At 42.6% G+C, this 15116-nt stretch carries 15 protein-coding genes; all 15 read left to right on the forward strand.

From position 1 onward, the window contains the following. The first annotated feature begins 54 nt into the window (after window positions 1-54). On the forward strand, window positions 55-1734 hold the full coding sequence (locus H5125_RS09655; RefSeq protein WP_182744136.1) for a 4Fe-4S binding protein: 1680 nt from the start codon (window positions 55-57) through the stop codon (window positions 1732-1734). A gap of 10 nt (window positions 1735-1744) precedes the next feature. Then, window positions 1745-2410 carry a molecular chaperone gene (locus H5125_RS09660; protein WP_011635547.1) on the forward strand — a complete coding sequence of 222 codons (666 nt, stop codon included), beginning with the start codon at window positions 1745-1747 and terminating at the stop codon, window positions 2408-2410. A 50-nt stretch (window positions 2411-2460) separates the two neighbouring features. After that, window positions 2461-2658, forward strand: coding sequence for a twin-arginine translocation pathway signal (locus H5125_RS09665; RefSeq protein WP_011635548.1), 198 nt, complete (start codon window positions 2461-2463; stop codon window positions 2656-2658). A gap of 16 nt (window positions 2659-2674) precedes the next feature. Further along, on the forward strand, window positions 2675-5524 hold the full coding sequence (locus H5125_RS09670) for a formate dehydrogenase subunit alpha (RefSeq protein WP_182744164.1): 2850 nt from the start codon (window positions 2675-2677) through the stop codon (window positions 5522-5524). 25 nt (window positions 5525-5549) lie between these two features. Next, complete coding sequence (gene fdh3B / locus H5125_RS09675) at window positions 5550-6146, forward strand: formate dehydrogenase FDH3 subunit beta (protein WP_101087451.1); 597 nt, start codon at window positions 5550-5552, stop codon at window positions 6144-6146. A gap of 48 nt (window positions 6147-6194) precedes the next feature. After that, the gene (locus H5125_RS09680) at window positions 6195-7211 is read left to right on the forward strand and encodes a formate dehydrogenase subunit gamma (RefSeq protein ID WP_101087450.1); all 1017 of its coding nucleotides are present in this window, start codon (window positions 6195-6197) and stop codon (window positions 7209-7211) included. 259 nt (window positions 7212-7470) lie between these two features. Continuing rightward, window positions 7471-7857, forward strand: coding sequence for a septal ring lytic transglycosylase RlpA family protein (locus H5125_RS09685; protein ID WP_182744137.1), 387 nt, complete (start codon window positions 7471-7473; stop codon window positions 7855-7857). A gap of 237 nt (window positions 7858-8094) precedes the next feature. Continuing rightward, window positions 8095-8787: a polymorphic toxin-type HINT domain-containing protein gene (locus H5125_RS09690; protein WP_182744138.1), complete on the forward strand. Its 693-nt coding sequence runs from the start codon at window positions 8095-8097 to the stop codon at window positions 8785-8787. A gap of 250 nt (window positions 8788-9037) precedes the next feature. After that, on the forward strand, window positions 9038-9835 hold the full coding sequence (locus H5125_RS09695; protein WP_182744139.1) for an EcsC family protein: 798 nt from the start codon (window positions 9038-9040) through the stop codon (window positions 9833-9835). Window positions 9836-10116: 281 nt separating this feature from the next. Continuing rightward, window positions 10117-11040, forward strand: a complete 924-nt coding sequence (locus H5125_RS09700) for a formate/nitrite transporter family protein (protein ID WP_101087446.1) — start codon at window positions 10117-10119, stop codon at window positions 11038-11040. 94 nt (window positions 11041-11134) lie between these two features. Then, a complete protein-coding gene (locus tag H5125_RS09705) occupies window positions 11135-12127 on the forward strand; it encodes an alpha/beta fold hydrolase (RefSeq protein ID WP_182744140.1) in 993 nt (330 codons plus the stop codon). A gap of 142 nt (window positions 12128-12269) precedes the next feature. After that, window positions 12270-12986, forward strand: a complete 717-nt coding sequence (locus H5125_RS09710) for a ZIP family metal transporter (protein WP_101087445.1) — start codon at window positions 12270-12272, stop codon at window positions 12984-12986. A 69-nt stretch (window positions 12987-13055) separates the two neighbouring features. Beyond that, on the forward strand, window positions 13056-13442 hold the full coding sequence (locus tag H5125_RS09715; RefSeq protein WP_182744141.1) for a DUF2306 domain-containing protein: 387 nt from the start codon (window positions 13056-13058) through the stop codon (window positions 13440-13442). A gap of 97 nt (window positions 13443-13539) precedes the next feature. Then, window positions 13540-13983: a GNAT family N-acetyltransferase gene (locus tag H5125_RS09720; protein WP_101087443.1), complete on the forward strand. Its 444-nt coding sequence runs from the start codon at window positions 13540-13542 to the stop codon at window positions 13981-13983. A gap of 231 nt (window positions 13984-14214) precedes the next feature. Next, a complete protein-coding gene (locus H5125_RS09725) occupies window positions 14215-15084 on the forward strand; it encodes a DMT family transporter (RefSeq protein WP_182744142.1) in 870 nt (289 codons plus the stop codon). The last annotated feature ends 32 nt before the right edge of the window (window positions 15085-15116 follow it).

Consider the following 15116-nt stretch of genomic DNA (forward strand, 5'->3'; position numbering starts at 1 on the left):
GTGAACTGAGCTATCACTGTTAATGAGGTATAAAAACCGATAATTGGGAACGCAATGAGTATAAGAAAAAACCAGCCACAGCTGAAACAAGCACGACAACAGGTGATGGCGAATACGCAGATTTTGCAAAATTTAATTCCGCCCACTGTTAGCTATATCACCCAGGGGCATGTGCTTATTATTGGGCCTGAAGATCTCGCGCGTTTAGCTGCGGACAAATTGTCCACAATGGCAAGCCGAGTCATTTTAGCCAATGAAGCGATCACTAACCAAGATGAAACTCACCTTGAAGCGGTGATGAATGCTGCCACTGATGTTGAAAGTTATTACAATAAATTGGCCAGCGTAAAAGGTTTTTTAGGCCAGTTTCAGGTCAAAGTTGAAGGTGAAAGCGGTATTACCGAACTAAGTGTGGTCGCCATACGCCAAGCGCACTTTGATATTGTGCTCGATTTAAGCCACAGCCCATGCATTAACCTTGAAATGCTTCCTCCTGGTTACTTTTATGTCGGCCAAGACAGCGATTTACTTGCCGATGCGATTGCCAGTATTCCAGAGTTAATCGGTGAGTTTGATAAACCGCGCTATGTCCGAGTTAACAGCGATATTTGCGCTCATGATAAACACGGTTTAAACGGTTGTAATCGTTGTTTAAACTTTTGCCCTGCTGATGCCATTAGTAGCGTTGCACATAAAATTGAAATTGACCCTTATCTTTGTCATGGCGCAGGCAGCTGTACTAATGCATGCCCAACTGGGGCGCTAAGCTATGATTTACCAACCCCAGCCTCACTGCATACTTACCTCGAAAAGTTAATTAGTCGTTATCGTCAAGAAGCGCAAACTGCCCCAGTAATATTATTTCATGACAATGAAGCTGGCGCAGAATGGATTAACGAGCAGTTAAGCGGTGACGTGTTACCTGTTGCAATGGAAGAAATCACTGTAGCAAGTATTGATCATTGGTTGGCTGCATTAGCCAATGGTGCACGCGAAATTTTAATTCTACATACTCCGGTTACGGCACCAACATTACTGCAAATGCTTAAAGGTGAGTCTACATTAGCAAATCGCATACTCGACCAAATGGGACAGCCACAACGGATTCGTTTAATTACCCCGTCAGAGCTAACCCAGTTAGATGAGGCGCTAGCGATTAGTTTAGCTTGGCCAGTAATCATGCCGATGACCTTGAACGCTATCGAACCTAATACCAATGTAAAACGCAATATTATGTTCCAAGCGATTGACCACCTAAATGGTCAAGCAGCAGGTGTTGATGACGTGTTAACCATGGCGAATATTCCCTACGGTATGGTTAGCATTAACAGTGACAAGTGCACATTATGTTTGTCGTGTGTGTCAACGTGTCCAACCCAAGCGTTAAAGGATGGCGGTGACGCTCCTGCTCTTAAATTTGTTGAGCAAGATTGCGTCCAATGCGGTTTATGTGAAGCGGCCTGTCCCGAAAACGTCATTAGTTTACTACCTCAAATCAACTTCAATCAGTCTGCAAGACAACAAGTTCAAGTATTAAAACATGAGCCTCCGTTTGAATGTATTCGATGTGGTAGTGAATTTGCCACCCAATCTATGGTGAAAAAAATAATTGAGATGGTAGGTGAGCATAGTGCGTTTAGCGCCAATATTGAACGTTTGAAAATGTGTGGCGATTGCCGTGTAAAAGACATGTTTGAAGACATCCTTGACGATCCAGAAAAGCAATTGCAATAAGAGATCTCCTATGACAGAAACAGGAAGACAAGTAAGTGAGAATGATCAGTTAAGAGCCGATATATATCAGTTGCTGGCTGCGTTATTTCGTCGCCAACCCAATACTGAGTTATTACAGTTTTTAGCTGGTTTAGAGGTAGAGGCCGAGGATGGCAATACCATGAGTCAAGCATGGAATGCGTTAAAACTGGCAGCAGAAAATAGTGATACCAACACCCTAGAAGATGAATACTTTGCCATTTTCTTAGGCGTAGGCAGTGGTGAGATTATGCCTTATGGCAGCTGGTTTATGACTGGCTCTTTAATGGATAAACCCTTAGCGGCATTGCGGAGTGACCTGATGCTACTAGGCTTTGAACGTGAAGAGAATGTTAAAGAACCAGAAGATCATGTCGCTGCATTATGCGAAGTCATGGGCTGCTTAATTTTAGAAGCACCAGGTTACCGTCAATTAGCGTTTTATCAACGCCATATTGGCAGTTGGATTATACGTTTTTGCGATAATTTGGCTAAAACACCTAGTGCTAATTTTTACCTAAACGTCGCGCAATTAGCTAAAGCATTTTTTACCGCTGAAGCCAATGAATTTGAGCAACTGAGTTTGGATATTCCGGTGAATTGTCCAGGTAGTGCTGACTTAGATCCGCTTGAAGAAGAGGTTGTACAAATTAACTAAACTGGATGACGGCTTATTCAGCCCCATCTTTATTTTAACAAGGAGACCATATGAAAAAGCAAGCTTCCGACATGGGTCGTCGCCAAATGCTCAAAGCATTAGCGCTCGGCAGTGCGGCAGGTGCTGTGGCCAGTGTCAGTGCACCCGCACTTGCGCAAGTCACTAAACCGTCTACAGAAGAGCCTACGGGTAATAACTATCGCGAAACTGAGCATATTCGCAATTACTATGCTTCGTTAAGCAAATAACAAAGGAGAGTGTGTGATGCGATTAACCCGCAAAACAGACACGGCCACTAAAGCTAAAAAGTCAGGCCTAGGTCTTAACCGACGTCAATTCCTCAAGTCTGCCAGTTTGGCGACCGGTGGTATTGCAGCGGCTTCAATGCTTGGCGCAGGTATGATGCGTAAAGCAGAAGCTAAAGATGTACCGCACAATGCACCTACCGAAATAAAACGAACGATTTGTTCACATTGTTCAGTAGGTTGTGGTGTGTATGCTGAAGTTCAAAATGGTGTGTGGACAGGGCAAGAGCCTGCGTTCGATCATCCATTTAACCAAGGTGGACACTGTGCTAAAGGCGCAGCATTACGTGAGCATGGTCACGGTGAAAAACGCTTAAAATACCCAATGAAGCTAGAAGGTGGTAAATGGAAGCGTCTATCATGGGATCAAGCCATCAATGAAGTAGGCGACAAAATGGAGTCGATTCGTCAAGAGTCTGGTCCTGATTCAGTTTACTTTATGGGTAGTGCTAAATTTTCAAACGAACAAGCTTATATGTATCGCAAATTAGCAGCAATGTGGGGCACTAACAACGTCGATCACTCTGCTCGTATTTGTCACTCTACCACGGTAGCCGGTGTTGCAAACACTTGGGGCTACGGTGCGCAAACTAACTCGTTTAACGACATTCGCAATTCAAAATGCATGATGTTTATTGGATCTAACCCATGTGAAGCTCACCCAGTGGCGATGCAACACATTTTAATTGGTAAAGAACGCGGTGCTAAAATCATCGTAGTCGATCCACGTTTTACCCGTACAGCGGCTAAGTCTGATGAATATGTCCATATTCGTCCAGGTACTGACATTCCATTTATTTATGGTCTGCTATGGCACATTTTCGAAAACGACTGGCAAGATGATTCGTTCATTTCTCAACGTGTATACGGCATGGAACGTATCCGAGAAGAAGTGAAAAAATACACTCCAGAAGAAGTCGAACACATTGCCGGTGTGCCAAAAGCACAAATGTACCGTGTCGCTAAAATGATGGCAGAAACTAAGCCTGGCACTATCGTTTGGTGTATGGGTGGTACTCAGCATCACATTGGTAATGCTAACACTCGTGCTTACTGTATTTTACAGCTTGCCCTTGGCAACATGGGTATAGAAGGCGGCGGAACTAACATTTTCCGTGGTCACGATAACGTACAGGGTGCGACTGACTTTGGTTTGTTATTTGATAACTTACCTGGTTATTACGGCTTAACGTCTGGCGCATGGGACCATTGGGCTAATGTGTGGGACCTTGAACCAAAGTGGATCACCGAGCGTTTTGACCAAGGTGAATACTTAGGTCAATCGCCACAAACATCTGCGGGTATTCCTTGTTCGCGTTGGCATGATGGTGTGTTAGAAGACAAAACCAAGATTGCTCAACGAGACAATATTCGTCTGGGGTTCTTTTGGGGTCAGTCAGTTAACACCGAAACTCGTGGTCGTGAAATCCGTGAAGCACTGAATAAAATGGATACCATTGTGGTCGTTGATCCATTCCCAACCATGGCGGGTGTTATGCACGAACGCCAAGATGGAGTGTATTTATTACCTGCGGCAACTCAGTTTGAAACCTACGGTTCGGTTTCAGCCTCCAACCGTTCACTGCAGTGGCGTACGCAAGTTATCGAACCATTATTTGAGTCATTACCTGATCACACCATCATGTATAAACTGGCCAAAAAATGGGGCGTTGCGGACCAATTCTGTAAGCACATCAAGGTTAATGGCGATGAGCCATTAGTGGAAGACATTACCCGTGAATTTAACACCGGTATGTGGACTATTGGTTATACAGGCCAAAGCCCTGAGCGTTTGAAAATGCACCAAGAAAACTGGGGCACCTTCGACGTTAACTCACTTGAAGCTCCCGGCGGCCCAGCTAAAGGCGAAACCTATGGTTTACCTTGGCCATGTTGGGGTACACCAGAGCAGAAACACCCTGGTTCTCAAATCTTGTACCGCACCGGACGTGAAGTGAAAGACGGTGGTGGTAACTTCCGCGCGCGTTATGGTGTGGAGCACGAAGGTAATAACATTCTTGCTGAAGGCTCTTTCTCTAAAGGATCTGAAATTGAAGATGGTTACCCAGAGTTTACCGCCGACATGCTTAAGCAGCTTGGCTGGTGGGACGACCTAACAGCAGAAGAAAAAGTCAAAGCTGAAGGTAAAAACTGGAAAACTGATATCTCTGGCGGTATTCAACGTGTGGCAATTAAGCATGGTTGTATTCCTTACGGTAACGCTAAAGCGCGTTGTATTGTGTGGAACTTCCCTGACGATATTCCATTGCATCGCGAACCGTTATATACCCCTCGTCGTGACTTAGTGGCTAAATACCCTACTTATGAAGATCGTATGGTGGCTCGTCTACCAACGCTTTATAAAACAATTCAAGACAAGGATTTTGCTACCGACTACCCACTAGCCGTAACAACCGGACGTTTGGTTGAATACGAAGGTGGTGGTGAAGAAACCCGTTGTAACCCTTGGCTTGCTGAATTGCAGCAAGAAATGTTTATCGAGATCAATCCAGCAGACGCTGCAGATCGCGGTTTACGTGATGGCGATGACGTATTTGTTCACAGTCCAGAAGGTGCAAAAATTACTGTTAAGGCAATGGTTACACCACGTGTTATTGCAGGTGAATGTTTTATGCCATACCACTTTGCAGGCGTATTTGAAGGCAAGAGTTTAGCCAAAAACTACCCTGAAGGAACCGTGCCTTATGTGATTGGCGAATCTGCCAATACCGTAATGACCTATGGTTATGATGTCGTAACGCAAATGCAAGAGACCAAGTCTAGCTTGTGTCAGATAAGCAAAGCCTAAACACTTGATGAGGAGATAAGCCATTATGGCAGTCATGAAATTTCTGTGTGACACCAAACGCTGCATCGAGTGTAACGGTTGCGTCACAGCATGTAAAAACGAAAACGACTCTGCTTTAGAGTGGGGTATTCAGCGTCGCCGCGTGGTAACGCTTAATGATGGTGAACCAGGAGAAGCGTCAATCTCAGTAGCATGTATGCATTGTACCGATGCACCATGTATGGCTGTATGTCCGGCCGACTGTTTCTACCGTACCGAAGACGGCATTGTGCTACATAACAAAGATACTTGTATCGGTTGTGGCTATTGCTTCTATGCCTGCCCATTTGGTGCACCGCAGTTCCCTAAGAAGTCTGCATTTGGTAGCCGTGGCAAAATGGATAAGTGTACTTTCTGTGCTGGTGGCCCAGAAGAAGATCATTCAGAAGCCGAGCGTCTAAAATACGGTTCAAACCGTATTGCAGAAGGCAAATTACCAATGTGTGCAGAGCTTTGTTCAACCAAAGCATTGTTAGCCGGCGATGCAGGCATAGTGTCTGACATTTACCGTCAACGTATGGCTGCACGCGGTAATCCAAATGTAATTTGGGGCTACAATCCTAAAACAGGCGAAATGATCTAACCCAGAGCAATGGCTGCGATAATTTTCGCAGTCATATAAGGAGTGACAATGTTAACTTTAACGTTAAACAAATCACTGCGCAGGATGTTTGCTCTGTTGGTTCTGTGTATGGGATTGGGGTTGGTTACATCAATGGTGTATGCCGCCGATGAACAATCAAGTCAGCAACAAGCAAAGTCTAAAACCAGTGATGCAGATCTCTGGCGCGCAGTAAAAGCCGGCGAACCGGGATACAGTACAGACAAAGGCCTTGATGCTGATGTTCTGATAAATGTATCGGGTAATGAAGGCAAGATATTGCGAAATACCTACCTGAAACCCGCACTCGGCTTAGCCGTTGTCGGTGTTTTTGCAGCCTTTTTAGTGTTTTACTTCGTTAATGGTCCATCTAAACTGAGTAAAGGCTTTTCGGGCAAAATGGTACTTCGTTGGAGTAAAAGTGATCTCTGGTTACATTGGACTATGGCAGTTTCATGCTTAATCATGATGCTGACCGGTATAATCATTATGCTCGGACGCCATTTCTTAGCCCCTTATGTCGGTGACGGTATTTGGGCTGGGATCATCGCCTTTAGCAAGTTTGCCCATGACTGGTCTAGCCCCATTTTTATGGTGTCTTGGCTGTTGTGTGTTATCAAATGGATGCCACTACAAACCTTCAAAATGTATGACTTGAAATGGTTTTTAGTGGTGGGTGGCTACATTAATTTTGGTCCGTTTAAAGGCAAACATCCAGACAGTGGATTTGCTAACGCGGGTGAAAAAATGTGGTTTTGGACCTTAGCTATTTTTGGTCTAAGCATCAGCATAACAGGCATAATGTTAGTGTTTCCAACACTGGATTTACCGCGCGAACTGTCAATGCTCGCCTTACTTGTACATGGCTTAAGTGCGACGATATTAATCGCATTTACCATAGTACATATTTGGATGGCGACCGTACTCAGTGAAGGCGGTATGGAGTGTATGGTATCTGGCTATTGTGACGAAAACTGGGCTTCGCAACACCACAATGTGTGGTACGACGAAATCAAAGCCGATGGCAGTTTAAAATACAAAGAGTAGCCCTGCTTTCTGGTGTTAATGCACCAGGTTGATGGCAGAGATAAAACACCTTGTTGGGTAACTAACAAGGTGTTTTTTATTGCTGCAGGTACATTAATAAGTTTTGGGATGCAGGTAATGAATCGAATTGATTGCAGTAGATGATGGCGGTTTAATTTGAATCACTGTTCAAACTCAGTTAGTGTGCAGGATATTATTAAATTACTAGAAAATGAGTCGCTCTATAGGCTTGTTATGTGACCAAACTAAAAGACAAATAATGGTAGCCATTTCTCGAAATATTCAATTTTTACTCTTTGCCTTTATATTGGCCGGTTGTTCTACTATCCAATCAGGTAGTGGAGATATGATCGGTTTCACTGAGTCAGGTAAAGCCTCGTACTATAGTGATATACATCAAAACAACAAGACTGCAAGCGGTGATATCTATCAGCATAATCAAAAAACTGCTGCGCATAAAACGCTACCATTTGGTTCTAATGTCAAAGTGACCAATACCCACAATGGTAAGAGTGTTATCGTTAAAATTAATGACCGTGGTCCGTTTGTTAGAGGGCGCATCATTGATCTTTCAAAGTCTGCCTTCAGCAGTATTGGCAATATATCTAGTGGTTTAATTGACGTTAACATTGAAGTCGTTCGTTAGCACTTTTCTATGGCGCAATATGTCTTACTGACCTGGCATCGAAGATAATCCAGCTTGCTAATCAACTGGCCGTATGGTCGGTTTCGTAGGCGAACGTTTAACATATGGTTTGGTTTCGCTTTCTTTAGCTGAGCTTTTATAAGAGTCGGTTTAACAGTAAGTCATTATTTAAATTATAATTTAATAGGCTGCGAAATTAACCAGATTAAAAAACTATGTGGAAGTGTTGCAGAAGATATGATCGAGATTGAATATTCTATAGGTGAATTAAAAACGTCGATGCTTGTTGTCGAGGAACACCGTTTTTACCTTATTACAAAGGAATGGATAAAGGCTGTAGATCTGAATGTGGGTGACCAAATATTAGCTTGCAGTGATGCTATCGCTAAAATAGAAAGCATAAATAAAGTTGAAGGTTCAGCCCATTGCCGCGACTTAAAAATAAGCCATAATCATAATTATTTTGTCACCACAGCGCGTCCAGCGTTTCATGACACTCTCTGTGATAGAGCCCCAGCCGATAAGCTTGAACGTATTGCATACGAGCTGGCCAATAGGCCCTCAAATTTCCCTGATGGTAAACCAACCGGTCACCACGGTGGCCCTTGGGCCGCGGCTAAATATTTACACCGCGATCCCAGCAAAGAAGTCATCGGCTGGGGCCGTGCCAATGACAACATGTGCGCAGAAGATGCAGCTATAAGTGATTTAAGACAAAAAGTGGGTAATGTCGTTGAATTACATCGAGGTAATGTAGATATTTCACATGCATATTTGAGGAAATATACCAAAAAAGGTCGTTTTGTGAATAAAATGAGCCCTTGTGTTTACTGTCGTGATAATTATGGCAGCGCGCTAAATGACACCACTGAAGGCGTGAGTAATTTGCCTAAAGAAGGTCGTGGCTATTTACCCGCGTTAGATAAATAATTCCTAGCAACATTTTTCCCATCATTTATGAAGTCTACAACACTATTTTGTTTGCCAAATTAACCTGAGCTTTCTAAGGCTAAAGCCGTGTCCGCTGTTTTGAATACAATGGCGCAGTGGGAATATTGTTGAATAAGCGCGTTAAGTTGATTTGCAACCAATGTCCTTTTACTTCAAATTGGTGATAAGCGCTTCTTGAGGTGCAAAACACAATTGCAGCACTACGTTACTTCACAACTAAGGGGGTTATTTGAATATCTCAGAATCACATAAAAAAGAGCTTTTAGTTGCTAAATCACTATTAGAAAATCCTGGTCTAGCGGTAAAAATAACTAATTTAATCGGTACCCCTATTGAGAAAGGGTTAGCGCTTCTACCGGATAACTGGAATAAAAATATCGCTAAAGTGACCGAAAAGTCGCTAATTAAAGCGTCTGAAGCGGCAATATTTACCATGAAAGATATTCCCGGAGAAGAATCGTCCAATCTTTGGCATAAATTAGGCGTTGCTGCGAGTGGTGGTGTGGGCGGTTTCTTTGGATTAGCTGCGATAGCGGTTGAACTTCCTATTTCGACATCAATCATGCTGCGTTCTATAGCTGATATTGCTCGTAGTGAAGGTGAGTTGATTACCACTCTGGAAACAAAAATGGCTTGTTTGGAGGTGTTCGCGCTGGGTGGCGAAAGTGATTTAGATGATGGTAGTGAATCGGGATATTTTGCAGTAAGAGCCGCCCTAGCAAAATCGGTATCAGAAGCTGCTGAGTTTATGGTCAAAAAAGGTATTACCGATGAAGCCGCGCCTATGTTAGTCAAACTTATTACTAAAATAGCTGAAAAGTTTGGGGTTCAAGTTACTCAAAAAGCAGCGGCACAAGCTGTACCTGCTATCGGTGCGGCAGGCGGTGCCATAATCAATACTTTGTTTATTGATCACTTTCAAGATATGGCCCGAGGTCATTTTATTGTGCGAAAATTAGAGCGTATATATGGGTATGAAACTGTAAAAAGTGCTTATCAGTCGTTACCTAAAAATGGTAATCAATAACCATAATTCGTGAAATTAACCCGTTTTTATTCGGCTAGTAAATGACAAGTGTGCTTTGAATTTTGGCAATAATTTTGATTTGGATTTACTTATTCCATCGGTTAATCCTAGTAGAGGTTCAATAAGCATCGCAGTAGACCATCAATACATGACTTATTAATAATGTATTGATGGTCATTTGTGAGGCGGCAACGTTTGTTGAATTGATGATATAAAGCATCTATTCTTTATGTACTTAAATGGGACCTCAAGCTAAATTTAAGCCAGAAAAGGATATCAATATGACACTGCACGGACCGGAACAGACCGAAAATACCCAATCGACAATAACCAGTGATTCAAAGTGTGGCGACAAGGTTGAGAAGCGTGAAGTACGCGAGAGTCAGCCGACGCAACCAGAGATATCGCTGACAGGATCTGAGCGTGATGCAGTGATTGAACATGGCAGTCTTTCATCGCTTACGGTTTATTCTATTATTTTGCGTGAAGGCCAGGAAGAACTCGATCGGCCGTTGATGTCGTTGTGGTGGTCAGGAATAGCGGCTGGTATCGGCATTTCAGCGTCTGTTTTGGCCGAAGGTATTATCCGCAGCAACATAGGCTCCGATCATCCTTATTTGTCTATCATCGAAAGCCTTGGCTACACTTTTGGTTTTGTCTTAGTCATTCTCGCAAGGCTGCAACTTTTTACTGAGAACACCATCACCGTGGTGCTGCCGCTACTCGCTAACACCACAAAGCATCTTCTTGTTTGCACCGCTCGCTTATGGGGAATTGTGTTAGCAGCAAATTTTGTTGGCACGTTTTTCACGGCGGCAATTGTCGTGCACGGTAACATACTGACAGAAGACATCCTTACCGCTATCCTCCAGATATCTCGCCATGTTGCAGAGTTAACGCCTTCAGAGACATTAATGCGCGGCATACCAGCGGGCTTTTTTATTGCCGCACTGGTGTGGATGCTACCCTCGGCAAAAGGGTCTGAAGTGTTGGTCATTATTATGTTTACATGGCTCATTGCTGCTGGAGAATTTACTCACGTTATTGCCGGGTCTAATGAAATATTTAGTTTGGTACTTAATGGTGAAATGAATTTTTTTACTGCGTTGTCGCACCATATTGGCCCTATGTTAGTGGGTAACATCATTGGCGGTACAGGGCTGTTTGCGATGTTAGCTTATGGCCAAGTTCGACAAGAGATGTAGGTTTACGGTTGAAAAAAGCGAGGTTGTTTTAAATCAAAATGGCTGTCATGGTGCGTTTTGTTGTTTGTGAATGATTTATTTGAATGAGGGTAATATGAAGAAATTTTGTTTGGTATTAATGACGCTATTTGCGGTGGTATCACAGGCATTGGCTGCAAGTCCGGTTAAGTATAATAAAGAGTTAGATGGGTTTGATTATCCCTTTGAAGTTAAAACATTTAATGTTAACTCGCAAAATAAAGATTTAAAAATGCGTTATATGGATATTGGTGATAAAAATGCAGACAAAGTCATCGTGTTGTTGCATGGTAAAAATTTCTCAGGCTATTACTGGGAAAGGATTGCAAATGACCTGCTAAAAAGAAAATACCGAGTCGTTATTCCAGATCAAATCGGTTTTGGTAAATCTTCAAAACCAAATGCTTATCAGTATAGTTTCGGCCAATTAGCTTTAAATACCAAGTTATTATTGGACAGTTTAGATATCAAAAAATTTGATCTTGTTGGTCACTCAATGGGCGGGATGTTAGCGACGACATTTGCGGCTAATTATTCTAGTGCGGTTAATAAATTGATTCTGATTAACCCTATTGGTTTAGAAGATTACGGCAAATATGTGCAGTTTAAAGATGTTAACTTTTTTTATAAAAATGAGCTCGCTAAAACACTCGATAAAGCGAGAAACTATCAGAAGAAAAATTATTATGATGGCAAATGGTCAAGCGAATACGAGAAGCTGTTAGAGCCTGTGAGAGGAATGCTAGCTGGGGATGATTGGCAAGTTGTTGCTTGGAATAATGCCTTAACTTACGGCCCGATTTTTTCAGAAAACATTGTCGATAGGTTTTCACAAATTAACAATGAAACAGTGCTTATTATTGGCACCAGAGATAAAACCGGCCCAGGTAGAGGGTGGTTAAAAGAAGGTGTAACCAGAACATTAGGCGACTATAAAAATCTGGGTATTAATACTCAGAAATTGATTAAAGGTTCAAAACTGATTGAGTTGCCAGGATTAGGTCATATGCCCCAGTTTGAAGACTATGATGTTTTCATAAAAGCATTTCATCAGGCTCTTGAGCAATAATAAACATAAAACCTGGCTTAAATCTCTAGCATTATTTGTGTATTCGCTGCACTTATTATGGCTAAAAATGGTTCCATGATTGTATGGTTTAAACCGATTATGGCAAATTACTGCGGCGTTATACCTTTTAAAGGATTAAAACATGTCTTTGCTGCTAACTGTTTTAGCAACCACACTGCTTGCTGGTTTGGCTATGCCATTAGGCGCTTTAATTGCCCATTTTGAGAACGTGAGCAGTGAGTGGCTCGAACAGGAATTTAGGCACAGTGTCATGGCTTTTGGCGGCGGTGCTTTATTGTCAGCGGTTGCTTTGGTTTTGGTGCCAGAGGGCATAGCGAGTCTTAAGCCATTACCTGCTTGTATGTGGCTTATGGCTGGTGGACTGAGTTTTATGGCCCTTGATATTTACCTTAACAAAATAGATACCCCAGCCTCTCAACTAGCAGCCATGCTGGCAGATTTTATTCCAGAATCAATCGCTTTGGGTGCTGCATTTGCGACAGGAAGTAACAACGCGTTCTTATTGGCAGCGTTAATCGCGTTACAAAATGTGCCAGAAGGATTTAGTGCCTACCGTGAATTAAATGCATCTTCTGCGTATAAACCCCAAAAAATAATCATCATGTTTTGTTTAATGGCAATGCTGGGTCCCATAGCTGCAATGTGTGGTTATTTGTGGTTATCAGAGTCACCAGAAATTATTGCGGCAGTGATGCTTTTCGCATCAGGCGGTATTCTCTACTCCATATTTCAAGATTTGGCTCCTCAGGTAAAACTTGAAAAACGTTGGGCACCGCCAATGGGAGCTGTATTTGGTTTTGGTCTTGGTATGTTGGGATTAATGTTAACCACGTCATGATCTCTGTGCTACATAGTCGTGCTAAATAATTCTGCAAGCATCAACGTAATGAACTGGGAATAAAAACAAATGGATTACATCAATTTATCTTATCTGCATTTAGTCACTGTAGTGCCGGCATTTTTCATTGGCACTTATTTACTTATTGTTAGAAAAGGTACGCCTAAACACAAAGCATTAGGCAAAATTTATATGGTGTTGATGTTGTTCACTGCCATCGTGTCAATGTTTATGCCTGCTCAACTCGGAAGTCGCTTTTTGAATCACTTTGGCTATATTCATTTGTTAAGTCTTCTAACGCTTTACGCTGTTCCTGCTGGCTATTTTTATATTAAAAAAGGCAATGTTCGGGGACACAAACGAAGCATGATTATATTGTATTGTGGTGGTCTCATTGTCGCGGGTACCTTTGCTTTTATGCCTGGTAGATTATTGAATGATTGGATTTTTAGCTAACCAGTTGATTAACTGTAATACGCTTTTAAACTTTATTATCCATGATGAGTTTAACGATGAAAGTGGATGACATGGTTAAACATAAACGGGTGGACTCATGAAATACCAGTTTGGCTCAGGCACTGTATCAGATATTTTGGCGGTATTAGCGCAAATTCCAGAGTTTGAAAAAGCAATGTCTGTGGACCTTATCGAAAACCGATTAGCAGGCAAAAACTATCTGATTTTAGTGGCAGGATTAGATAACAAGCCTGTGGGGTTTAAAGTGGGCTATACGTTATCTGATGGTCAGTTTTACAGCTGGTTAGGCGGTGTAGTTCCTGAGCATCGCAACATGAAAGTTGCTTCTCAGCTGCGACTTATTCAAGAGTCTTGGGCGATTGATAATGGCTTTAAATCTATTAGTGTTAAATCGATGAATCAATTTCCTGCCATGTTACAGATGCTTATCGCGAGTGGTTATCAAATCTGCGGTTATGAGGATAATGGGTCAATAACCGACAGTAAGATCGAGTTTATTAAATTTTTACAAACACCGTAAAATAAATAACCCCGCGTAAAGCTCGAGCCTTCCTTATGTTGCCTGTTATCGCGACTTACTATTAGTAAATGAACAGATAAACGCCCTATGAAAGCTCTGAAGCTATGAGAGATTACCGCGATTCACTCAATGGTATGACTTGTGTGTATGATGATAATAAATACTGCAGGGTTTGACGTGGCTCAGGTAGAATGCCGGCACTTAGCTTTTTCATTTTTAGGCGTATTGTAGATGCAAATCAATCGTGTACTTCTGACCGCAGTTGGTAGTGTTTTACTGGCTATGGTGACCATTCAATCCGGCGCTTCTTTAGCAAAGCAACTTTTTCCCTTGGTTGGGCCTGAAGGTACTACTGCATTACGTTTAGGTTTTGCGGCTGCCGTACTTTGGTTGGTGTTTCGTCCATGGAGAGCATTACCCCAAGGCCGTGATTGGCGGAGTATTATTATTTATGGCCTGTGTTTAGGCGGGATGAATATCCTGTTTTACTTAGCCATTGAACGGATTCCACTTGGCATAGCTGTAGCATTAGAGTTTACCGGCCCTTTGGCGGTGGCTTTATTTAGCTCTAAGCGAAAAAGCGATCTGTTTTGGGTTGCCTGCGCCATAGCGGGAATTTTACTGTTGATGCCTGATTTATCGAGTGCACAAGGGCTTGATCTTGTTGGTGCATTAATGGCATTAGGTGCAGGCGCGTGTTGGGCTGGTTATATCTTATTTGGTACTCGTACAGGCAAGCAAGCTTCTGGTGGTATTACTGTAGCGCTGGGGATGACAGTGGCTGCCATTGTGCTTGTGCCTGTTGGCGCAATAAGCCAAGGCTTAGCGTTGATTAGCTGGGAAGTGTTGCCTCTTGGCTTATTGGTAGGGGTGCTTTCTAGCGCCTTACCTTATTCTTTGGAAATGATAGCCCTTAGAAACATGCCAACACAAGCCTTTAGCGTGCTAATGAGTTTAGAACCTGCGATTGCTGCATTGGCTGGATTTATTATTTTAAGTGAGCAATTAACCTTGCTACAGTGGTCTGCCATTGGTTTGGTGATTATTGCCTCAATAGGCAGTAGTTTCACGCCTAAAAAAGCCGTTGAGATGGGCGTATAAGACTGAGCCGTCGTTTCGTTTTAACTTCTATT

The organism is Shewanella sp. SR44-4 (assembly GCF_014163715.1).
Classification (GTDB): domain Bacteria; phylum Pseudomonadota; class Gammaproteobacteria; order Enterobacterales; family Shewanellaceae; genus Shewanella.

What these genes read in the sequence shown, in the direction of transcription:
- H5125_RS09655 (WP_182744136.1), top strand. Translation starts at nt 55, where the DNA reads ATGAGTATAAGAAAAAACCAGCCACAGCTGAAACAAGCACGACAACAG.
- H5125_RS09660 (WP_011635547.1), top strand. Translation starts at nt 1,745, where the DNA reads ATGACAGAAACAGGAAGACAAGTAAGTGAGAATGATCAGTTAAGAGCC.
- H5125_RS09665 (WP_011635548.1), top strand. Translation starts at nt 2,461, where the DNA reads ATGAAAAAGCAAGCTTCCGACATGGGTCGTCGCCAAATGCTCAAAGCA.
- H5125_RS09670 (WP_182744164.1), top strand. Translation starts at nt 2,675, where the DNA reads ATGCGATTAACCCGCAAAACAGACACGGCCACTAAAGCTAAAAAGTCA.
- fdh3B (WP_101087451.1), top strand. Translation starts at nt 5,550, where the DNA reads ATGGCAGTCATGAAATTTCTGTGTGACACCAAACGCTGCATCGAGTGT.
- H5125_RS09680 (WP_101087450.1), top strand. Translation starts at nt 6,195, where the DNA reads ATGTTAACTTTAACGTTAAACAAATCACTGCGCAGGATGTTTGCTCTG.
- H5125_RS09685 (WP_182744137.1), top strand. Translation starts at nt 7,471, where the DNA reads ATGGTAGCCATTTCTCGAAATATTCAATTTTTACTCTTTGCCTTTATA.
- H5125_RS09690 (WP_182744138.1), top strand. Translation starts at nt 8,095, where the DNA reads ATGATCGAGATTGAATATTCTATAGGTGAATTAAAAACGTCGATGCTT.
- H5125_RS09700 (WP_101087446.1), top strand. Translation starts at nt 10,117, where the DNA reads ATGACACTGCACGGACCGGAACAGACCGAAAATACCCAATCGACAATA.
- H5125_RS09705 (WP_182744140.1), top strand. Translation starts at nt 11,135, where the DNA reads ATGAAGAAATTTTGTTTGGTATTAATGACGCTATTTGCGGTGGTATCA.
- H5125_RS09710 (WP_101087445.1), top strand. Translation starts at nt 12,270, where the DNA reads ATGTCTTTGCTGCTAACTGTTTTAGCAACCACACTGCTTGCTGGTTTG.
- H5125_RS09715 (WP_182744141.1), top strand. Translation starts at nt 13,056, where the DNA reads ATGGATTACATCAATTTATCTTATCTGCATTTAGTCACTGTAGTGCCG.
- H5125_RS09720 (WP_101087443.1), top strand. Translation starts at nt 13,540, where the DNA reads ATGAAATACCAGTTTGGCTCAGGCACTGTATCAGATATTTTGGCGGTA.
- H5125_RS09725 (WP_182744142.1), top strand. Translation starts at nt 14,215, where the DNA reads ATGCAAATCAATCGTGTACTTCTGACCGCAGTTGGTAGTGTTTTACTG.